Consider the following 21976-nt stretch of genomic DNA (forward strand, 5'->3'; position numbering starts at 1 on the left):
TGTACACCACCTCCGATCAGGACGGTGGCGACACTAGGCGATAATACTAACCGGAGTTGCGAAGAGCAGTGGCTAGCCCGTTCATGGTGAGTTGGATGCCCAAGGACACTTTGTCAGTATGATCCCCAGCCCGATAGCGACGCATCATTTCCACTTGAATCACATTTAGTGGCAAAAGATAAGGGAAACGGGAGCGCACTGACCGGGCCAAAGCCGGGTTATCAGCCAATAACTCTTGGTGCCCGGTGACGTGCAAGAACATCTCTTTGGTTAACTCAAATTCCTCACGCAATTGCTGATGTATGCGTCGAGCCACCTCACGATCATCAATAAGTTGAGCATAAAGCTCAGCAATATCCATTTCAGCCTTTGCCATGACCTGAGCCATATTCGACAACACCGAGGTGAAAAATGGCCATACCTTGGAAAGGTGACGAAGTTCTGCCAGACGTTCCTCTGGGTGATCGCTGGATTCAATCCATTCCTTTAACGCAGTTCCCACGCCGTACCATCCCGGCAACATCACCCGAGATTGAGACCAACTTAAGACCCACGGGATTGCCCGAAGATCGTCAATACTGCGGGTTTGTTTGCGAGAGGAAGGACGCGAACCGATGTTTAAGGATCCGATCTCTCGCAGCGGAGTTGACTGCATGAAATACTCAAGAAACCCTGGATCTTGATGCGCTAGAGCAGCATACTTCCGTTGGCTCAGGGCCGCAATTTCCGTCATGATCTGTTGTGCTCGATCAGCGTTATCTAATTGTTCTACTTCCAACACACTCGCTTCGAGAGTCGCTGATACTAGCGCTTCGAGATTGCGTCGAGCAGTTTCTGGCGTACCGTATTTTGCAGACACAATTTCCCCTTGTTCAGTAATCCGTACTGAACCATCAACAGCACCTGGAGGTTGCGCCAAGATTGCATCATAGGAAGGCCCGCCACCCCGGCCAACGGTACCGCCCCGACCATGAAAAAGCCGAAGACTAATCCCATAGTCCCGGCAGGCGTGAACAATGGATACTTCTCCCCCGTATAAAGCCCAGTTAGCGGCAAAATATCCGCCATCTTTGTTGGAGTCAGAATACCCCAACATCACCTCCTGAATATTACCGCGCTGCTGGACATAATTGCGGTAGAGGGGCAACGACCAGAGCTGACGCAGAATCTCCGAACCACCATGAAGATCATCTATGGTCTCAAACAGCGGAATAATGTCCACGCCACCGCTGGGGTGATCACCGTGGGCCTGAATGAGGCCAACTTCCTTGAGCAACACCATTGGTTCTAGGACATCACTGACTGACTCCGCCATAGAGATGATGCAGTGCGGAATCATTCGACGCCCAAATCGCTGTACTGCCTGAGCTGCTTCCCGGAAAATATCCAGTTCTCGCTGAACGGATTCACTAAACCCGAGGTAGCCATGTGGAATCACCGGTCGAGGGGTACGCAGTTCTTGAAGCAAGAGGTCGATTTTCTCTTCTTCCTGAAGGTCTTGATAACACGGACAAACCTCGGCCGCGTGGAATAGCTCGGTGAGTACTTCCTCATAGCTATCTGAATTTTGTCGCAAATCCATAGAGTATAGGTGAAACCCGAAACTAGCTACGGCAGCTTGTAACTGGGCCAACCTATCCTCAGCGATGATGTCATCATGAGATACCCGCAGGGAGGCATCAATAGTGGTCAGGTCGGCCACAAACTCCTCTGGGCTGCGGTATGGTTCGTGGATTTCATGCCACGTCCCCTCTACTAGTTCCGGGCCTAATAAGGTAGCAATTGTCTGTCGCATCCGTCCTCGCATGCCGTGGATAGCCCGGCGATAGGGTTCATCAACTCGGCTTGGCACCTCATTGTGTCCTTTGGTTGCCAGCGCAATAAGATCAACCGTAACCTCGCTGATCCGATCAGAAATACTTAATTCATGTTCCAGAGCATAAAGTTGGGCCTCATAGTATTTCAACACGGTATGCGCTGCCCGATTAACCGCATAGCGCAAAGTATCCGCAGTGACATAAGGATTCCCGTCGTGGTCACCGCCAATCCAAGAGCCGGGACGTAGAACTGCACGCTCAGGCACGTCCTGTCCATAAGAATCCCGCACGTACTTCATGACATCCGCATTTAGTGCCGGTATTTCCTGAAGAAGAGACAGCGTGTAATAGCGCAATCCCACTTCAATTTCGTCCTCGATACGCGGCCGCGCCACCCTAATCAGCGCGGTTTGCCACAAAATAGTCATGCGACGACGAATATCTCTCTCGATGCTCTCGATCTGCGCCGCAATTCTCGGGCTTGGGGAACCTGTCATGAGCTCATGACGCTGCACCATCAATTCAGAAATATGTTTTTGAGCGTCAAAAACAGTCCTCCGCCGGGTTTCGGTGGGGTGAGCCGTAAGGACCGGGGCTACCTGCGCTCGGCTCAAAACATCCCGCACTTGGTCCGCAGTAATCCCAGCAGCCTTGAACTTCGTCCACGTCGCTTCCAGTGTGGAATCCGGCGCCACTACGCCTTCATCCAGCTGGGCAATCCTCATCCGTTCATCATGAAGATCCTCAACGAGGTTCGACATCAAGGCGAAGGTGCTAAAAGCGCGGATCACTGGGTTGGCGCGTCGCGGATCAATATCCCGAAACATCTCCACCAGGTCGCTCATACTGCGTCGGCCTCGGGCTATATCAAAAGCGAGAGTCCGTGCTGACTCGACAAGGTTGAAGGTATCTTCACCTTCTTGTTCAGCAATGATTGATCCTAGTACTGATCCGAGGTAACGGATATCTTCCGTCACTTGGTCTGGTTTAGCCACAGGTCAACTACCTTTCTCACTGGACGGAGTGGCAATATCGGCATAAAAAGCGCCGGTGGGGGCTTCCCCATCCGGCGTTCTTTCAGTGTGCTGGAATTTTAGGAGAGCGGCCCAGCGGCGTTCGCGGCTAGCTTAGCGAAGGCTTCCCCATCAAGAGAGGCACCACCAACGAGTCCGCCATCAACATCAGGTTGTCCGGCAATATCGGCCACCGTCTCGGCTTTGACTGATCCCCCGTAGAGGATTCGGATTCCCGAAGCGACGTCATCATCTGCAATCTCGGCAATCACTGACCGAATCGCGTGGCATACTTCCTGCGCATCCTCAGCCGAGGCTACCTTTCCAGTTCCGATAGCCCAGACTGGTTCATAGGCGATAACAGTACGAGAAAGCTCCTCAGCGCTGAGTCCAGCCAACGAGGCCCGAGTTTGCTCAGTCACGAAGGAGACATGTTCTCCGCGTTCACGAATCTCCAGAGCTTCTCCTACACAAACAATAGGGCTTATCCCCTGGTCTAGTGCAGCTTTAGCTTTGGCCGCCACAAGCTCATCGGTCTCGTGGTGATATTCTCGCCGCTCTGAATGTCCGACGACCACCCAGGTGCAGCCTAGACGCGCTAGCATATGCGCCGAGACTTCCCCGGTATAGGCGCCCGACTCATGTTGAGACACATCCTGAGCACCATAGGTGATCTGCAGTTTATCTCCCTCAACTAGGGTCTGGACGGAACGGATATCGGTAAAAGGCACGGTCAGTGCCACATCAACTTTGTCGTAATATTCTTTAGGCAAAGTAAAGGCCAGCTTCTGGACTGATTTCATTGCCTCGAGATGATCGAGGTTCATCTTCCAATTGCCAGCAATCAAGGGTTTACGCGCCATGTGGAGTATTCCTTTCCTTAAGCCTGAAGAACGGAAACACCGGGGAGTTCCTTGCCCTCAAGGAATTCCAGGGAAGCACCGCCACCAGTCGAGATATGTGAGAAACCATCTTCATCTAGTCCCAGAGTGCGCACTGACGCAGCTGAGTCCCCACCGCCAACTACGGAGAAACAACCATTGTTCTGGGTGGCATCGATGATCGCTTGAGCTAAACCGCGGGTTCCTTCGGCAAAGGCAGGCATTTCAAATACACCCATGGGACCATTCCAGAACACGGTCTTGGAAGTAGCTAGCACCTCAGCGAAAACCTTCACGGTTTCTGGTCCCACATCCAAAGACATCCATCCCTCAGGGATACCATCGAGGTCAACCACTTTGTTAGCTGCGTTCGCATCAAACTTTTCCGCGGCAATGAGGTCTACGGGCAGCACAATCTTATCCCCGTAGCGTTCCAGAAGATCCTTGCAGGTATCAACCATTTCTTCTTGGAGCAGGGATTGCTGTACGTCATGGCCTTGTGCTTTGAGGAAGGTGTAGCACATACCGCCACCAATAATCAGGTGATCTGCTTTTCCAGCGAGAGCCTCAATGACACCAAGCTTGTCAGATACCTTTGACCCACCCAGAGCCACCACGTAGGGCTTTTCGGGGTTGCTTGCCACGTTCTCTAGAGTAGATACTTCTTTATCCACTAGTTTTCCGGCATAGGCGGGAAGTCGCTTAGCTACGTCGTACACGGAGGTTTGGGCACGGTGAACTACCCCGAAACCATCGGAAACAAACGCTCCTTGATCCGCAGCTAATGCCACCAATTGATCGGCAAACTCGCCACGTTCTGCCTCATCTTTAGAGGTTTCTCGCGGATCAAAGCGCACATTCTCCAGCAACAATACGTCGCCATCATTAAGGCCGTTCGCGCGTTCATGGGCGTCTTCACCAACGACATCGCTGGCCAGAGCAACATACTGTCCTAGTTCTTCACTCAGGGCTTCAGCAACTGGTTTCAGCGAATACTTTGGATTCACTTCTCCCTTGGGCCGTCCCAGGTGCGCCATGACAATCACCTTGGCGCCACCATCAATAAGCGCTTTAAGGGTAGGCAGCGACGCAGTAATCCGGCCGGGATCCGTGATCTCGCCAGCGTCATTAAGCGGAACATTGAAATCGGAACGAACGAGGATGTGACGAGATTCTACGCCTTCATCCAAAAGATCTTGCAGTTTTTTCAGGGCCATAGTATCTGACTCCTCAAATAAAAGTAGATGGTGAACATTCACCTGGATACAAGGCCGCGGCCCCAGGAATACGGTTGTCCCGAACCCTAGAACCGCGGCGTATATTCATCTCAACGATGGATCAAGAAATAGTTGTCTCAATTTAGAGCTTGGAAGCAACCAGCTCGGTCAAGCGCAGCAACTGGCAGGTGTAACCCCACTCGTTGTCATACCAGGAAACGACCTTTACCTGATTACCGATGACCTTGGTCAAACCAGCGTCAAAGATGGAGCCATGAGAATCGGTCACAATGTCGTGGGATACTAATGGATCCTCACTGTAGGCCAGGGTCTCGCCCATCTCACCTGCAGCGGCTTCCTTAATAGCTGCGTTTACCTCTTCGACGGTGACCTCCTTGGAAGCGGTAAAGGTGAGGTCAGTGGCGGAACCGGTGATCACCGGTACGCGCAGTGCGTAGCCGTCGAGCTTACCCTTCAGCTCCGGAAGTACCAGAGCAACAGCCTTTGCGGCACCAGTAGAGGTAGGAACAATGTTGACTGCCGCGGCACGAGCACGACGCAGATCCTTGTGAGGAGCATCATGAAGACGCTGATCACCGGTGTAGGCGTGGACAGTGGTCATCAAACCACGCTCAATACCGAATTTGTCGTTGAGAACCTTAGCCATAGGTGCGAGGCAGTTAGTGGTGCAGGATGCACCGGAGATGACATTGTGGTTCTCCGGATCATAATCCTGGTGGTTAACGTTATAAACGAAGGTTGCATCTTCATTCTTCGCCGGAGCGGAGATGATGACCTTCTTCACGCTGCCGCCTAAGTGAGCCTTTGCAGCCTGGGCATCGGTGAAGAAACCGGTTGATTCGATAACGATGTCAACCTCGTAGGCGCTCCAGTCAAGGTTTGCTGGCTCGCGCTCAGCGGACACAGCAATACGCTTACCACCAACAGTGATGGACTCGTCGTCAAACTCAATATCCTGATCCAATTTGCCCAGGATGGAATCATACTTGAGGAGGGTAGCAAGGGTCTTGTTGTCGGTGAGGTCGTTGACCGCGACAACCTCAAGGTCATCGCTGCGCTGCAGCACGGCCCGGAAGAAGTTGCGGCCGATGCGGCCAAAGCCATTAATACCGACGCGAGTGGTCACAGTAGATCTCCTCTATCTCGGGTTCGTTTATATCTCGGGGAGCTAATCTCCCTCACGCTTTGAAGTGTACCGACCGCAGTGGACTTGTGCATGAGTTTTTCTCTACATAGTCCCAACCATTCAAACTAAAACGGACATGAAACCACAATTTTTATCGTGAATCCCACATTTTCTCCGAAGAAATTCCCCCTATGGGCGTGGATTTTCTAGGAAGTTACCCCCGTAAGAGGGGGTAATATACCCTCCTTGCCGAGTGGGAGTACACCGGAAAATACTTTCCTCAATCCATCAAGTTGAGATGTGAACCTTGACACACTATCCGTCTTATTCTTCAGGAACCGCCGATTGGGTGTCCGGAATCCCCAGTTCTTCCGCCTGACGATCTGCCATAGACAGCAAACGCCGAATGCGACCAGCTACCGCATCCTTGGTCAACTGCGGCTCAGACAAACGCCCCAGCTCTTCCAAGGAGGCTTCTTGATGCTGAATCCGTAAATGACCTGCCTCAGCTAAATGGTCAGGGACCGCATCACCAAGAATTTCTAAGGCGCGACCTACCCGAGCAGCAGCTACTTCAGCCGCCCGTGCTGAGCGTCGAAGGTTCGCATCATCGAAGTTACTTAACCGAGCTTGCGCCCGGGATTCTCGACGACGCTGCTTTTCTTCCCACTTCATCCGAGTAACATGAGCCCCCATTCGGCTGAGCAACGCCCCGATAGCGTCGGACTCTTTGATGGTTACCTTCTCCTGACCTCGGCTTTCACGGGTTTTGGCGCTAATTCCCAACCGCCGTGCACATCCCACCAGCGCTAATGCCGCCTCAGTGCACGGCGCAGCAACCTCCAAATTGCTGCTTCGACCAGGCTCTAACAAAGACCCAGCAGCCAAGAAAGCACCCCGCCACGCGGCCTCAATGTCCATCACCTCTCCGGCAATCACGCGAGTAGGCAGTCCCACAATCGGGTGACCAGCGCGAGTTACTAACCCCAGTTTCCGGACCACATCCGTAGAGCGATCAGTAACCTGAACTACATAGCTCGGTGTTTTTCGCTCTCCAGCGCTAATGGGCAGCCCCTTGACTGTGCACGACACCTCGCATAGCTCTTTGACGTGGCTGACTAGACGCTCAGCGACCACCGGATTGGAAAATTCAGCATGTAATTCCACACGCTGCTCAACTACCTCCACCTGACCAGCAAAGCGGAACATGGCGGCAGCCTCAGCTATCCTGGCGGTTTGATGCGGAGGAGTGACCGCCACTAATTCAGCGACGACTTCCGAAGTTAAGGACACGTTAAAATACCTAAGCTTTCCCGTTAAAGTCAGTTTGAGCGACTATTCTATCGCTGTTCCCATAGGTTTTTTAAGGCGGCGGCCAAGTGAGTGGGATCATGTCGATCCGTGAACCGTCCTCGATCATCTTCTTCTCTCACCCGTTGATAGCTCACTTCTGCGCCCAAGGTGAGCGCCGCCCGGGCGAGGTGATTGCGCTCGCTCTGGGAAGTCACCACGTCTGAGTCAATGAGGATCCGATCCACTTTCAGTTGGGGAGCATGCTGAGCCAACATGTGGATATGCCGCTCAGCGGAAAATCCAGATGTTTCTCCGGCTTCTGGAGTGAGGTTTAAGATGACCACCTTTAAAGCTTCGCTTTCGGAAACCGCCGAAACAACGGAAGGGATAAGTAAGTGCGGAATCACACTGGAAAACCATGAGCCCGGACCCAAGGTCACCATATCGGCGTCGTTAATAGCCGCTAACGCTTCCGCGCAGGCGTTAGGCTGTTCCGGGATGACGCGTACCCTTCTTACCTGCCCCACGGTAGACGCGACGGCCACTTGACCGCGTACCGTACGCATAATTCGGGGATCTTCATCCAAGCCAGAGACATCTGCTTCAATGTCGAGTGGTTCCGTGCACACCGGGAAAACCCGGCCGGCGGATCTGGTTAAGGCAGCTACCGCGTCCAGGGCAGCAAGCTCATCGCCGAGTACCTCATATAGCCCAGCGATAAGGAGGTTACCGACGGCATGTCCGGCTAAAGCTCCGTTACCCCCAAAACGATGCTGCAATACTTCCGACCATAGCTGGCCGTGTTCATCGTGGCTGGCTAAAGCTGCTAAAGCCATCCGCAAATCGCCTGGCGGAATTTGGGATAACTCCCGACGTAGACGCCCTGAGGATCCACCATCATCAGCAACAGTAACGACCGCTGAAATATGGCTGGGTTGACAAGCTCGGGCGGCACACAGAGTTTGGTAGAGGCCGTGGCCTCCACCAAGGCAGGTAATCCGTGCCGGGGCGGAAACAGAATCAAGCATGGTTATTCCTGGATGAAACAGAGATCAGTGACGGGCAATATCCCGGTGAACAACGTTGACGTCGAGACCTTCTACGGTGCGAAGTCTTCGACCTACTTCCTCAGCTACAGCCACTGATCGGTGGTGCCCACCCGTGCAGCCTACAGAGATGGTGATGAAGTTTTTTCCCTCGTGGCGGTATCCCGGTCGCATGGTATTAAACATGGATAACAGGTCCCGAATAAATTCTTCCGCACCGTGCTGCCCAAGAACATAATCAGAAACCGCTTGATCTGTTCCACGATAGCGACGCAGCTCCGGCACCCAATACGGGTTAGGCAGGAATCGTGCATCAACAGTGATATCACTATCTGGTGGTGCGCCGTGTTTGAAACCGAAGGATTGCACGGTGACATGTTGATGTCCACGTTGCATAGTGCTGAAGCTTTGCTCGATGGAACGGCGGAGATCATGGACCGATAAATCTGAGGTGTCGATGACAATATCTGCGCATTCTTTTATCTCAGAGACGGACAGTCGCTCTCGACGCAATCCCTCGTTGAGGGTATCCCCGGCCTGAAGGGGATGAACTCGGCGCACTGAATCAAAACGTTTGATCAACACGTCGTCGCGTGCTTCAAGGAACAGAATGGTCGGCCCTAATCCTCGCGCCCGCAATTCATCAAGGGTCTGAAGCATACTGCCAGGAAACATTCGCGCTCTGACGTCGGTGACAACCGCTACCCGGTCAACTGGGGAATCCTCCCGAGCACACAGTTCCAATAAATCCAAAATGAGTTGCGAAGGAAGATTGTGTGAAACATACCAGCCGTGGTCTTCCATTACTCGGCCCGCACTACTCAACCCAGCTCCCGACATACCAGTAATAAGCACTGGCGGTTGGCTAAAACGAGTATCCCGATGCGGCTGATCCTGCTGGTGCGTCGTCATGGCCTCTATCCTAACCTGAATAAAGGACCTCAGGTTAGGAACTTCCAGCCTTATCGTTTGGGTGCAAACTCCCCCAAATCTTTTCGGCTAAAACCGGCCCAAATCCTTTAACCGCAGCAATCTCCTCGACACTCGCTTTCTTCAACTGCGCTACTGAACCAAAATGCTTGACTAATTCTGTTCTGCGCACCGTTCCTAAACCCGGAACTGAGTCAAGTTGAGAATGGCGCATCCGTTTACTGCGTTGCTGGCGATGATAACTAATAGCAAAACGATGAGCTTCATCACGAAGCTGCTGGAGAAGGTACAGCCCTTGAGATTGTCGAGGCAGAATCACTGGATCCTCCTCCCCCGGTAACCAAATCTCTTCCAGTCTTTTTGCTAATCCAATCAAGGTCACATCAGTAACCCCTAATTCATCAAACACCTCTTGGGCGGCATTAACTTGGGGTTGTCCGCCATCAACGATGAAAAGCTGCGGAGCATAAGCAAAACGGCGATGATCCGTAGACATCTCCTGGACCTTTTCATCGCTAAAGGTTGATTCCTCAAATTCCTCTGCCTCAGGAATAGCGCGCTTATCTCGGTGATAGCGCAAAAACCGTCGCCGCGTCACTTCTGCAATTGAAGCCACGTCATTGGAGTGCCCCTCACCAGCTGCTTCCTTAATTCGATATCGCCGATAATCCGCCTTTTTCGGGATTCCATCTTCAAAAACAACGAGTGAGGCAACGACATCGGTTCCTTGGATGTGGGAAATATCGGTGCATTCGATCCGTAGCGGCGCCGTTTCCATATCTAGTGCTTCTTGAATATCGTTAAGCGCTGCGGATCGCGTGGTCAGATCCCCGATTCGGCGTAATTTGTGCTGCTTAAGCGCATCCTCGGCATTGCGGTGAACAGTATCTGCGAGGGCTCGTTTATCCCCGCGTTGCGGAACCCGCAAATCCACCGCGGAGCCGCGAAGTTCATGGAGCCATAACCGAATATTGTCGGCGTCTTTGGGCAGTTCTGGAACCAGTATTTCCTTCGGAATTACTGAAAGATTCGACGCCATCTCGCGCGATTCCTGGTCTACTCCCCGACGTTCAATCAACTGCTCGTTGTCCTGAGCTTCGAGTCGAGCACGTTCCGCGGCATCACCATAAAACTGAATCAGGAAATCTTGCACGATAGCTGGCAGTGCGGGATCCTGGGCTTGGTCGCCGACCTTCTCTACCACCCAGCCGCGTTGACCTCGAATTCTCCCCCCTCGCACATGGAAGATCTGTACTGCCGCTTCTAATTCATCCTCACAGATCCCAATAATGTCTGCATCCGTTCCATCCCCGAGCACCACAGCTTGCTGTTCCATTACTTTATGGACCGCAGCAAGATCATCTCGTAGACGTGCTGCTTTCTCGAAGTCCAGGGCGCTGGCAGCGTCATTCATCTGCTTTTCTAACGTCCGAACCAGCTGATCGGTGTGCCCGGACATAAAGGACACGAAACCCTCGACGATGGCACGGTGTTCTCTCGCCGTGACTTTACCCACGCACGGAGCAGAGCACTTGTCGATATACCCCAATAGGCAAGGCCGGCCGAGGGAGTTGTGCCGGCGGAAAACACCTTGAGAACAGGTCCGCAGCGGAAACACACGAGTAAGCAGATCGAGGGTTTCTCGAACCGCCCAGACGTGAGAATAGGGGCCGAAATAACGAACTCCTCGGCGCCGGGGGCCACGATAAAAGAAAGCGCGGGGAAATTCCTCGTTGAGCGAGACGGCAAGACTGGGATAGGTTTTATCGTCCCGATATTTGACGTTATAGCGAGGATCAAATTTTTTGATCCAGGTGTATTCCAGCTGGAGCGCTTCTACTTCGCTAGCTACGACGGTCCACTCCACCTTGCTGGCGTGAAAAACCATTTGGCGGGTGCGCGGATGAAGTTGGGTTACATCCTGAAAATAATTGGATAGCCGAGACCGCAGATTTTTGGCTTTGCCAACATAGATAACCCGACCTTCCGGGTCACGAAACTTATATACTCCCGGCTGCGTGGGAATGCTTCCGGGAGCCGGTCGGTAAGTAGCGGGATCAGCCACGGTACTTGGTGATCACTCCTTCGGCAGATATTTTGCCTCAAGGTCACGGAATTCGCGGACAGCTGCCAGTGCCTTTTTCCCGTCAGCAGACTGGATAGCCCACAACGGCACGTATTCGAAATCTGGGAGTTCTAACAAAGCCATCCGGCTACCCTCTGGAAACCTCAATCCGTAGATTACTGACCACGGATAAAAACGAGTGCCGATAATATTGCGGACTTGAACCCCGTCCTCATTAGCGCGGACCCTTGGACGGCTAAAAGCAAGATAGGCCAGAACCGCCAGGACTACACCGACGCCTAAAAACGCCCACTTATCTAGGAAAGTCAGAGCCTCGCCAGTGGTTCCCACATCAACCACCAGGGACATAAACAGGTGGACTGCTAAGACTAGGACCACCAGAATCCATGCCAGTTTCTTCAACGCTGGAGACCGGATATCACATTCCCATGGTTTCGTCGTTGTTAGCGCCGCGTCAGCAGCGGTAAAAACCTGGCGATCAGCATCAGAGATAGTGGGTTTGAGGTGCTGATTCTGGTCAGACATGTCACTCACGGGTTTCTACTCTCACGTTGGTTGATTCTCTTGGCCGGTTTTTCCGCCGAGACTAGTTTACTCACCTCGGATTGATCGCAACAGTACAGCCGTATGCAAGGCCGCGACCATTGCTTCCGTACCTTTATCTTCTACTGCTCCAGGAAGACCTGATCTAGCGACAGCTTGTTCCTCTGTGTTCGTCGTTAGGACCCCATTGCCCACGGGCACTCCAGTATCCAACGCAATCCGAGTCAACCCCTCGGTCACTGAATCACACACGTAGTCAAAATGCGGTGTGCCTCCTCGAATCACACACCCGCAAGCAACCACGGCATCGTGGTGACGAGCAGTTTCTTGCACAACAACGGGTAATTCCAAAGCTCCAATGACGCGATATCCCACTGCCGTGGCACCGCACTCCGCTGCCGTTGCTAGGGCACGCGCGTGGAGTTGGTCGCAAATGTTAGCGTTCCACGAGGAGGTAACCACAGCCACCGTGAGACCGCTAGCATCAACGTGGTGGACGTCGGGCAAACCTTCTTTACTCATGATCCTCCTTTGGGTGGCTTTGATCCCATCGCGCTACTGAGGGCAAGTCATGCCCCATTCGATCACGTTTGGTACGCAAATAACGAATGTTGTCCTCATTGGGTTCTAGTTCAATAGGTACCCGTCCGGCCACATTTACCCCATGTCCGTGGAGTGCCTCGTGTTTATGGGGGTTATTGCTCATTAACCGGATGGTTTTAATACCCAAGTCGCGAACAATTTGAATTGCGGCGGAATACTCCCTCGCATCGGCCGGCAACCCCTGTTCTAGATTGGCGTCGACTGTATCTACTCCTTGGTCTTGGAGTCGATATGCTTTAAGTTTTGCCATGAGTCCAATCCCGCGCCCCTCTTGCCCGCGGAGGTACACTACGACGCCACGTCCACGCTCTTGGATCACACGCATTGATTCGTGAAGCTGTGGGCCGCAATCACAACGGCGTGAACCAAAAACATCTCCGGTGAGACATTCTGAATGAACCCGAACCCATACTTCTTCCCCATCATCGGAGGTCACGTCACCGCAGACCAGGGCAATATGTTCCATCCCAGTGATGGTGTTGCGATACCCCACAGCGCGAAAAACGCCAAATTCAGTAGGCAGCCGAGTTTCGGTTACTCGCTCAACTTGAATTTCGTGTTCTCGACGCCACTGCACCAGCTGCTCGATGGATATCATTTTCAGGTTGTGCCGGTCGGCAAACGCCCTCAGCTCTACGGATCGAGCCATATCAGTGGGATCCGATTCACTGACTATCTCACACAACACCCCGGCCGGACGTAGCCCCGCTGCCCGAGCTAAATCTACGCTAGCTTCGGTGTGCCCTTCGCGCACCAGCACTCCCCCTGGCATTGCTTGAAGCGGAACTATATGCCCTGGCCTGGTGAAATCAGCGCTGCTAAAGGAGGGATCTGCTAGACGTCTAATAGTTTCACACCGTGAGGTTGCTGAAATTCCAGTGGTTCCGGTAGCAGCATCAACAGTCACCGTATAGGCAGTACCCCGAGCGTCCTGGTTCAAAGCCACCATGGGGGGAAGATCAAGACGTTCACAATCCTCGGTAGTCAGTGGAACGCAAATATATCCAGAGGTGTAGCGAACCATAAACGCCACCAACTCCGGGGTAGCTTTTTCCGCCGCAAAGATGAGGTCGCCTTCATTTTCCCGGCCCTCATCATCGACGACGACAACAGCCTTACCGGCTGCTATATCTGCGATAGCATCGGAAACGCTATCCAGAACCACACTGGTGGAATTTTCCTCACTCACCTTGACCACCATAGTCTTTTTCTTCACATGAATGATCCACCGGGGTCATCCCATGCTGCATCAACCGCTCGACGTACTTACCCAGCACGTCGACCTCGACGTTGACGCTTTCTCCCTCATGCAACTGCCCGTGAGTAGTTTCCGCCAAGGTCGTGGGAATAAGCGACACCTCAAACCACCCCTCGCCTACGTGTGACACGGTTAGTGAGGTGCCGTTAAGACAAACTGATCCCTGAGCCACCACATAGCGTGCCACCGACTCTGGTAAGGCAAAACGTAGAACATCCCAATGAGGCGTAGTGGTCCGTTTAAGCAGTACGGCAGTGGTGTCTACATGCCCTTGGACAATATGACCACCTAGCCGATCCCCTAGTCTAAGGGCGGGCTCCAGGTTGACTCGATCACCCACGTGCACATAGCCGAGGCTGCTCACATCCAAGGTCTGCTTCATGCAATCAGCGACAAACCCTTCAGCAGTTTTTTCCGCTACGGTTAAGCACACCCCATTAACCGCAATCGAATCTCCATGCTCTGCCAAAGCGACAATGTCAGGACAGCTAATGTGAAGCTGAATGGCGTCGCCTAATTCCTTGATATCGCTGATAGTCCCGATATGGCTAATGATCCCAGTAAACACCTAACCTCCATTACTTTTTGCGCAACTCCACTAATATATCTTCACCCAAAAGTTGATAGCCGGAACGGTGGAAACAATGGGCTCCTGACAGTGTTGAGGAAAGCGGCTCAGAAATAGTACTAAGGCCATCACCGAGCACTTTCGGGGCGATATACGCCTGAATAGCATCAACATAGCCCAAGCGAAAAAATGCCGTCGCTAAAGTTGGTCCGCCTTCGACCAGGAGATCGCGCACACCGGTATCCCATAGCTGGCTCAGGGCGGTAGGAATATCCGGGTACTGTTCAAAACCTAATCGGTGGAGATGTGGACAATCCTGCGCTGAAAGGCGTCGGTGACCAATAACCACCCGACGCGGCTGATGAGGGTACAGACCCCCGTCTGGGGTTCGCGCCGTCAAAGAAGGATTGTCCGCACGAGCCGTCCCCGTTCCCACCACAATGGCATCCCGACGGCACCGATCCTGGTGGACATGATGCCTGGCTAATTCCCCGGTAATCCATTGACTAGTGCCGTCACAAGCGGCACTAAAACCGTCCAGAGTTTGAGCGAATTTTAGGGTGACGTGAGGACGCCTCAGTTCTTGAGCTAACAGCCACGCGCGCAAGGTTGGTACTTCGCCAGGCAACTGCTGGACTTTCATTCCTTGTTGGGTCAGCCATGCTGCGCCACCGGCTGCCTCAGACGTAGGATCAGCATGAACGTAATACAACTCAGAAATCCCTGCAGCTAATAGGGCGTGACTACACGGCCCAGTGCGGCCATAGTGATTACAGGGTTCGAGAGTTACCACGGCAATACCACCTTGAGCCCGATCCCCGGCTTCGGCTAATGCCATGACCTCGGCATGAGGGCCCCCAGGAGGTTGAGTTGCCCCTACCCCAAGGATGTCGCCGGTGGGACTAAGAATCACCGCGCCTACTGGTGGATTCGGGCTAGTAGTTCCCACTACCTTGTCGGAGGCCTCAACCGCTGTGTTCAGAGCCGCCCGGACTATGTCCTCTTTAGCCATGCTGCCGAGCGCTGTGGGCTAAGTCCCGCAGCCGAGAAACTTCCGCAGCAGGATATTGAGCACCGAAGATAGCAGAGCCGGCGACAAAGGCATCGCAACCAGCAGCCGACGCCTCGGCGATCGTGGAGGCACTGATTCCACCATCAATTTCAATGGTGACATCAAGGTTATTGTCATCAATGACTGCGCGGAGCGTCCGAACTTTTTCTAATTGATCGGGCATGAAAGATTGCCCACCAAAACCCGGCTCTACGGACATCACCAATACTTCATCAAACTGATCAAGGTTGTGAAGATAAGGTTCGATGGGAGTCCCAGGACGCAGGGAGAATCCAGCCCTAATTCCCCGACTGCGAATATCCTTGGCCACGCGTTCTGGATCGCTGACTGCTTCAACGTGGAAGATAATACAATCCGCGCCAGCGTCCACATAGGTGTCAATCCATTGTTCTGGCTTGTCAATCATCAAGTGGACGTCGAGCGTTTTATCGGTGATCTCATTGACGGTTTTCGTGATCCCCGGCCCAAAAGAAAGATTGGGGACAAAATGTCCATCCATGATGTCAACGTGGATCCAGTCAGCATTAGACACGCGCCGGATGTCATCGCCCAATCGACTGAAATCAGCCGCCAAAATGGACGGCGCAATAATGGGTGCAGAACTCATAGTTTGTAAGTGTAGCGGGGTTATTTTTCCCGCCGCAGAAGAGCAAAAAACATGGCGTCGGTGCCGTGGCGATGTGGCCACATCTGCACTGAGAGATGGTCGCCTAGTTGGTGCATTGCTTCCGGCATGAGGGACTGCGCGTTGTCTTCCCGGAGTTCAGGATGTTCACCTAACAGCCAGTCCACCACGCCCCGAGTTTCTCGAAGATCCGGAGAGCAGGTGGAATAGCCGAGTACTCCACCGGGTTTAAGCAACTTCGCCGCGGAATCTACCAGCTGCTTTTGAAGCCTCACTAGGTCCTCAATGTCGGACTCTTGTTTCCTCCATCGTGCTTCCGGTCGTCGACGAAGCGCCCCCAAGCCGGAACACGGCGCGTCCACCAAAATTCGATCAAAGCCGGGGGTTAAGCCGGGATCGCGACCATCTGCGGTATGGACGCTCACCGGCAAATCACGCACAGTCTGACGGATCAGCTGACTACGATGCTCGGAAAGTTCGACGGCGTCTAGGTGTGCTCCGTCAATCCGAGCCAAAGCTCCCATCAGTGCTGCTTTACCGCCAGGCCCGGCGCACAGGTCAAGCCAACGCCCTTGATCGCCGCCAGTGACGGGGGCTGCTACCACGGCTTGGGCTATCAGCTGCGAGCCCTCATCTTGAACCGCGGCCATGCCCTCCCGGACCGGTTCTAGTCGACCTGGATCACCCTGTGGGAGGTAGACCGCATAGGGGGAATACTTTCCTACCTCGCCACCCGAAATCATTGCCAACTCTTCAGCGCTAAGCTCACCTGGGCGAGCTACCAAGTGGGTGATCGGGCGTTGTGAATCTTCTGCCAAAGCTAGGGAAAGCTCCTGAAGACCAAGAACCCGAGAAAAGGAATCGGCAATCCACCTGGGATGGGAATGCTCAAAAGCGATACCTGCTATTTCACCTTCAGGTCGAAGAGTGCTGAGCCACCATGCGGTGTCGTGGCGAGAAATCTCTCGAAGAATGGCGTTAGCAAATCCGCGAACACTAGCTCCACCTACTGACCCAGCCATGGTCACGCTGGTATCAACCGCAGCATGGGCGTCTACTCTGGTGTAGAGCAATTGATACGCACCTAGTCGAACAGCATCGAGCACCCCAGAATCGATCCGTTCTAAAGGACGGGAGGAACAATGTTCGATAATTCGATCTAAGGTGCCTTCCGCCCGGAGAGTCCCGTAGGTGATTTCCGTGGCAAAGGCGGCATCACGCTGATTAAGCCGTTGGTCTCGCAACAGCCTCGGCAACACCAAATTGGCATAGGCACCCTCACCATGAACTTTCCGCAGCACCCGGTAAGCAATTGAGCGTGCGGGATCTACCCCCAGAGAGTTGACGTCTCTTTTCCCTTGTCGCTGGCGAGTTCTTTCTGCCGGACTCCGTCGATCTTTCCTCGTCGACGCAGACGCATGGCGGGATCGAGATCGAAAACCTCCACTCACGAAAACTTCAACTCCTTTGATTCGTGGAGCCCGCGCACCCAATCACGCGCCGGCATCTTCTTTTTCCCCTGGGGTTGGACCATCCCCAGCTGCACCGGCTGGGTTCCGGTACCGACAAAAACATGCTTTTTATTCCACCACACCTGCCCCGGATCCAGAGGAGGAACCCCAGCGGCGTCCAGGGTGTAGTCTGATGACCACGGAATACTCACCGGGGAAATCTTGATCCGCTGTTGCTCGCACATTGTCCACGCCCCAGGCCCTGGAGTAAATGCTCGAATTTTGCGATCAACTCCAAAAGCTGGGTGGTGCCAATCGATAGCAGCGTCCGCAACCGTCAGCTTTGCGGCATAGCTAATGTCTCCACGTTGCGGACTTGGCGATAATTCTCCGCTGGAAATCCCGTCCATCGTGGCTACTAGCAATTCCGCACCGGAATGAGCTAAGCGAGTCAACAGGTCATCGGCAGTATCTGTGGGGGAAATGCGTTCAGTGACAGTTCCGAAAACCGGCCCAGTGTCAAGGCCTTCCTCGATGCGGAAAGTAGAGGCTCCGGTGATCTCGTCGCCGGCGGCAATAGCTGCCTGAACCGGAGCGGCCCCGCGCCATGCAGGAAGTAAAGAAAAATGTAAGTTAACCCACCCGTGCGGGCAGATGGTGAAAAGGTCGGGGGTAATCAGCTGGCCATAGGCCACAACTGGAATACAGTCTGGGGCCAGAGAGTGGAGAGAGTGACGCAAAGACTTCCCGTCCTCGGTATCAGGTTTCAGCGAACTCGGAATAAGAATTTCCAGTCCGTGCTGGGAAGCGAACTCTTTGACCGGTGAAGGGTAGAGTTTCCGTCCCCGGCCTCGTGGCGCATCGGGACGGGTAATGACGCCAACAACCTCATGCTCAGAAGCCATGAGACGTTCCAAAGCTACTACTGCAGGTTCAGGAGTACCAGCAAAAACCAGCCGCACTTAGGATTCCTTTCCACTCATGCCGATCAAGGGTTTCGTTATTGAGCAAACCACGGGGCGACCCGGATTTCTGCCATGGCCCGACGCCGAGCAGCCGGTTCTAAACGTCGCAGGAATAAAATCCCGTCTAGATGGTCACTTTCATGCTGGATACAGCGTGCCATTAATCCGCTGGCTTCCATGCTGATGGGATTACCATCGCGATCTTGACCACTTACCTTCACCTTCTCAAATCGAACGACATCTTCCGTAATGTCGGGGATAGACAAACACCCTTCTGGTCCATCTTGGATGTCCTTGCCGATTGGTTCCCACACGGGATTAACGATGTGACCGCGGCTGCCTCCGTCGTCGGAGCAATCAAAAACAAATACTCGTCGGGTGACCCCCACTTGGTTGGCAGCTAGCCCCACTCCGCCGGCTGCATCCATGGTCTCTAACATGTCATCGATGAGGACACTAAGACCGTGATCAAATTCGGTCACTTCCTCAGCCCGAGTAGTTAAGACCGGATCACCAAATAATCGAATATCACGAATGGTCATGAGGAAGGTTATTCTCCTTAAACTTTTTCTTGTCGGCGCACTCATGCTACCCCCGGGCAGAGTAGAGTAACGAGAATGACATTACCAGCACGCGCTTTTGTTATCGCCGGATCCGAAGCAACCGGAGGAGCCGGCTTTCAAGTAGATCTTAAAACGTTCCAATCCCTCGGCGTCATGGGTATGGGAGCATTAACCTGCATTGTCTCTTTTGATCCGCAGAATCAGTGGGCGCACCGATTCCACCCCATTGAGCCCACCGTTATCGCGGAACAAATTGAAGCAGTCTTGGCCTGCCACAGCCAGGAAGTTTTAGATACCGCGAAAGTGGGGATGCTAGGTACCCCGGACACCATTGATACTGTTGCTCAGGCCTTGACCCAGCGGGAATGGAACCACCTAGTTGTTGATCCGGTGCTTATTTGTAAAGGACAAGAACCTGGCGCCGCCTTAGACACCGATAATGCACTGCGAGAAAAAATCCTTCCCTTGGCAACGGTGATAACACCGAACGTTTTTGAAGCGACGACCCTAGCTGAGATGGATTCCATCGACACCATCGAGGACCTAGAAGAAGCAGCCCGCCGTATTGGAGATAAGGGCGTGCCCTATGTGGTTGCGAAGGGGGGCGTGGAACTCCCCGGCGAAGAAGCTATTGATGTGCTTTGGGATGGACAAAACATTACTCGTTTTAGCCGCCCCAAGGTGGGCAACCAACGAGTCTCTGGGGCCGGATGCACCCTAGCAGCCGCCATCACCGCGGAGTTAGCAAAAGGTGCCACCGTTGCTGAAGCTGTAGATCAGGCCAAAGACTTCGTCACCCTCGGTATTCAACAGCGCCTAGAGTGCAACACACCTTTTGATGTGGTTTGGCAAGGAGCCCGCAACTAGCCGATATGAAGAGGGTCTACTTGGATCCTCAGTGGGCTATCATCTTTCCGCACTGATCGTGCGACCCGTGCAGTTCGCAGCGCTTGGCCCAACTCATTCCGCGGGCCAAGCGGGCAGCGAAGAATGATTCTTTGCGGGTCACCATGCACTGACTTGTCCCATTCCCCCGGTAAGGTCACTCCTGGCGGCAAGTCCACTGGGCCAAGCACCTCAGCACCCTCAGGAAGTTGCACGGTGTCGATAAAGGCGGAAAGACCAGAAGGTAGACCATCAATGGCGGCTAAATGCACGGCCGGGGGGAAATGAGCTTCTCGTCGTTGCTGTAATTCCCGTCGTGCAGCTGCGACGCTATCCCAGGAAAGAAAATCCTGCACCACAATCAGGGAGTTATCAGCAACAACGACAACCTGGCCGCCGTGGGCTGCTGGCTCCACGTGGGATGCAGCCTGGAACCATGTTGCCAGCGTGTCCTCCGTCGCCCTCAGGCTTTGTCGGCCAAGAAGAGACCACGTATCTAAAAGTACTGCCGCCCCATAACGGCCGTGGTCTTCCACCACGGGCTCAGCTCCTGGAGTGGACACCACAACGCTGGCGCGATTGCTTACCTCATTCAGGACACGGTTTCCCCCAGACAGCAGAATGGGAACCCCCGGAAAAGCGAGCCCGAGCTCTTCTACGGTGCGCGACGCCCCCAACACCACCGCTCTCAGGGAAGTAGAGCCACACTCTGCACACCGGTAGTGAGGATCGGGGCGCCCGCACCAGCGACAGGTCGGAACGGCGGTTTCATCGGGTTTTACCATCGGTAATTCCAGTGGACCATTGCAATGCCGACAGCGCGCCGGAGTCCGGCAATGTCCGCAGGCTAATACCGGGATATAGCCTTTTCGTGGAACCTGCACTAGAACTGGGCGATCACGGTCTAAGGCTTGGCGAATGGCCTCAAAAGCTATTTTTGGCAAACGCGCGTGCCGCGCCCTCGGGTCTCGAGCAAGCTCAAAATCAGAATCCCCCACTGCCCGCATCCACGGCGACTTTTGGCGCACGACTTCTCGAGGAGCTACTAGATCATGCGCCCACCCCGCTTCTACTAAAAGCTGGGTTTCGGCAGTGCGAGAGTATCCGGCGATAACCAGGGCACACCCTTCTTGGGCACTTCGAGTACTTAATACTTCACGGGCGTGAGTATAGGGTGCCCGAGGATCGACGAGGCTATCATCACCATCATGGAGGATGACCGCTAATGCCAAATCCTTGACTGGAGCAAAAGCTGCGGAGCGGGTTCCCACTACTAAACGCCCTTGCCCCATTAGGACGGAGAGGAATCTACGATAGCGAGCTTGTGGACCGAGCGCCGCATTCATTACCGTTATCTGCCGAGCAGAAACTAGCTGGCGGAGAGCTGTCTCCATCCGTTCGACATCTCGTTGATCAGGAAGCACCAGCAAAGCTCCGGCACCATCACGCACCACTTTCGCCGCAAGAGCAGCAAGGGGAGCTGCCCAGTCTTCTCCCGGAAGCACTTGCCATGCAGCCCGAGCTGGACGTCGAGCAATAACCGCGTCGACAAAGGATGGGCCGAACTGGTAGCTGGACCACGCCGAAAGATCAGGTTCCGCGCAGTGTCCTAGGTGTTCCCAGGGAGTTGAAAAATCGGAGTTTTCGGCAGCAGCATGACGTGAAGGTACCGCGGAACGAATAATATCGGAGCGAATACCGCCATAGCGATCTGCCAGGGAGTCCACTAGGCGGGCGGTGCGTTCAGGATACACCTGAAACGGCGAGATGACGCGTTCAATAAAACGCAACGAGCCCTGGTGCTCCTTATTCTCACACCGCTCCAGCACGATGCCGTCGATAAGTCGTCCAGAAAAGCGAACTCGGACACGAACCCCTGGCTGAGCATGATCGGAGAGTTTCTCAGGAACCAAATAATCAAAGGGCCGGTCAAGATGTGGCACCCCCAATAACGGCAAAACCCGCGCCACCGGCTGATGAGAAGCAGGTACGCGGGATGAAGCCATGGGGAAG

At 53.8% G+C, this 21976-nt stretch carries 19 protein-coding genes; 1 reads left to right on the top strand and 18 read right to left on the bottom strand.

Annotation, left to right across the window (positions count from 1 at the left end):
- Positions 1-46: 46 nt before the first annotated feature.
- The 17 genes from ppc to def form a co-directional block, all read right to left on the bottom strand.
- Positions 47-2812, bottom strand: a complete 2766-nt coding sequence (ppc, locus tag GP475_RS06210; protein ID WP_187973591.1) for a phosphoenolpyruvate carboxylase — start codon at positions 2810-2812, stop codon at positions 47-49.
- Between the two features lie 98 nt (positions 2813-2910).
- Complete coding sequence (tpiA, locus tag GP475_RS06215; protein WP_187973592.1) at positions 2911-3693, bottom strand: triose-phosphate isomerase; 783 nt, start codon at positions 3691-3693, stop codon at positions 2911-2913.
- A 17-nt stretch (positions 3694-3710) separates the two neighbouring features.
- Positions 3711-4928, bottom strand: a complete 1218-nt coding sequence (locus GP475_RS06220; RefSeq protein ID WP_187973593.1) for a phosphoglycerate kinase — start codon at positions 4926-4928, stop codon at positions 3711-3713.
- A 142-nt stretch (positions 4929-5070) separates the two neighbouring features.
- Positions 5071-6075, bottom strand: a complete 1005-nt coding sequence (gap, locus tag GP475_RS06225; RefSeq protein ID WP_187973594.1) for a type I glyceraldehyde-3-phosphate dehydrogenase — start codon at positions 6073-6075, stop codon at positions 5071-5073.
- 324 nt (positions 6076-6399) lie between these two features.
- Complete coding sequence (gene whiA / locus GP475_RS06230; RefSeq protein WP_187973595.1) at positions 6400-7368, bottom strand: DNA-binding protein WhiA; 969 nt, start codon at positions 7366-7368, stop codon at positions 6400-6402.
- Positions 7369-7415: 47 nt separating this feature from the next.
- On the bottom strand, positions 7416-8396 hold the full coding sequence (locus GP475_RS06235; RefSeq protein WP_187973596.1) for a gluconeogenesis factor YvcK family protein: 981 nt from the start codon (positions 8394-8396) through the stop codon (positions 7416-7418).
- Positions 8397-8420: 24 nt separating this feature from the next.
- Positions 8421-9326, bottom strand: a complete 906-nt coding sequence (gene rapZ, locus GP475_RS06240; RefSeq protein ID WP_187973597.1) for an RNase adapter RapZ — start codon at positions 9324-9326, stop codon at positions 8421-8423.
- 34 nt (positions 9327-9360) lie between these two features.
- Entirely contained in the window at positions 9361-11409 is a 2049-nt protein-coding gene (gene uvrC / locus GP475_RS06245) for an excinuclease ABC subunit UvrC (RefSeq protein WP_187973598.1), read from the bottom strand.
- Positions 11410-11421: 12 nt separating this feature from the next.
- On the bottom strand, positions 11422-11955 hold the full coding sequence (locus GP475_RS06250) for a PH domain-containing protein (protein ID WP_187973599.1): 534 nt from the start codon (positions 11953-11955) through the stop codon (positions 11422-11424).
- 66 nt (positions 11956-12021) lie between these two features.
- On the bottom strand, positions 12022-12495 hold the full coding sequence (gene ribH / locus GP475_RS06255) for a 6,7-dimethyl-8-ribityllumazine synthase (protein WP_187973600.1): 474 nt from the start codon (positions 12493-12495) through the stop codon (positions 12022-12024).
- Positions 12488-13765: a bifunctional 3,4-dihydroxy-2-butanone-4-phosphate synthase/GTP cyclohydrolase II gene (locus GP475_RS06260; protein WP_394367429.1), complete on the bottom strand. Its 1278-nt coding sequence runs from the start codon at positions 13763-13765 to the stop codon at positions 12488-12490. Before GP475_RS06260 ends, ribH begins: the two co-directional genes overlap by 8 nt.
- On the bottom strand, positions 13758-14402 hold the full coding sequence (locus tag GP475_RS06265; protein WP_187973601.1) for a riboflavin synthase: 645 nt from the start codon (positions 14400-14402) through the stop codon (positions 13758-13760). The genes GP475_RS06260 and GP475_RS06265 overlap by 8 nt, the downstream gene beginning before the upstream one ends.
- Before the next feature lie 10 nt (positions 14403-14412).
- Positions 14413-15414 (bottom strand): bifunctional diaminohydroxyphosphoribosylaminopyrimidine deaminase/5-amino-6-(5-phosphoribosylamino)uracil reductase RibD, encoded by a 1002-nt coding sequence (ribD, locus tag GP475_RS06270; protein ID WP_187973602.1) that lies wholly within the window; start codon positions 15412-15414, stop codon positions 14413-14415.
- The gene (gene rpe, locus GP475_RS06275) at positions 15407-16081 is read right to left on the bottom strand and encodes a ribulose-phosphate 3-epimerase (protein WP_187973603.1); all 675 of its coding nucleotides are present in this window, start codon (positions 16079-16081) and stop codon (positions 15407-15409) included. Before rpe ends, ribD begins: the two co-directional genes overlap by 8 nt.
- A gap of 20 nt (positions 16082-16101) precedes the next feature.
- Positions 16102-17550: an RsmB/NOP family class I SAM-dependent RNA methyltransferase gene (locus tag GP475_RS06280; protein ID WP_187973604.1), complete on the bottom strand. Its 1449-nt coding sequence runs from the start codon at positions 17548-17550 to the stop codon at positions 16102-16104.
- Positions 17547-18512 carry a methionyl-tRNA formyltransferase gene (gene fmt / locus GP475_RS06285; protein WP_187973605.1) on the bottom strand — a complete coding sequence of 322 codons (966 nt, stop codon included), beginning with the start codon at positions 18510-18512 and terminating at the stop codon, positions 17547-17549. Before fmt ends, GP475_RS06280 begins: the two co-directional genes overlap by 4 nt.
- Positions 18513-18550: 38 nt before the next feature.
- The gene (gene def / locus GP475_RS06290) at positions 18551-19057 is read right to left on the bottom strand and encodes a peptide deformylase (RefSeq protein WP_187973606.1); all 507 of its coding nucleotides are present in this window, start codon (positions 19055-19057) and stop codon (positions 18551-18553) included.
- A gap of 75 nt (positions 19058-19132) precedes the next feature.
- On the opposite strand from def, the gene thiD reads away from it, so the two are divergent.
- On the top strand, positions 19133-19945 hold the full coding sequence (gene thiD, locus GP475_RS06295; RefSeq protein WP_187973607.1) for a bifunctional hydroxymethylpyrimidine kinase/phosphomethylpyrimidine kinase: 813 nt from the start codon (positions 19133-19135) through the stop codon (positions 19943-19945).
- On the opposite strand, the gene GP475_RS06300 is transcribed toward thiD, so the two are convergent.
- Positions 19942-21969, bottom strand: coding sequence for a primosomal protein N' (locus GP475_RS06300; RefSeq protein WP_187973608.1), 2028 nt, complete (start codon positions 21967-21969; stop codon positions 19942-19944). The genes thiD and GP475_RS06300 overlap by 4 nt on opposite strands.
- Between the last annotated feature and the right edge of the window lie 7 nt (positions 21970-21976).

Source organism: Corynebacterium poyangense, from assembly GCF_014522205.1.
GTDB lineage: Bacteria > Actinomycetota > Actinomycetes > Mycobacteriales > Mycobacteriaceae > Corynebacterium > Corynebacterium poyangense.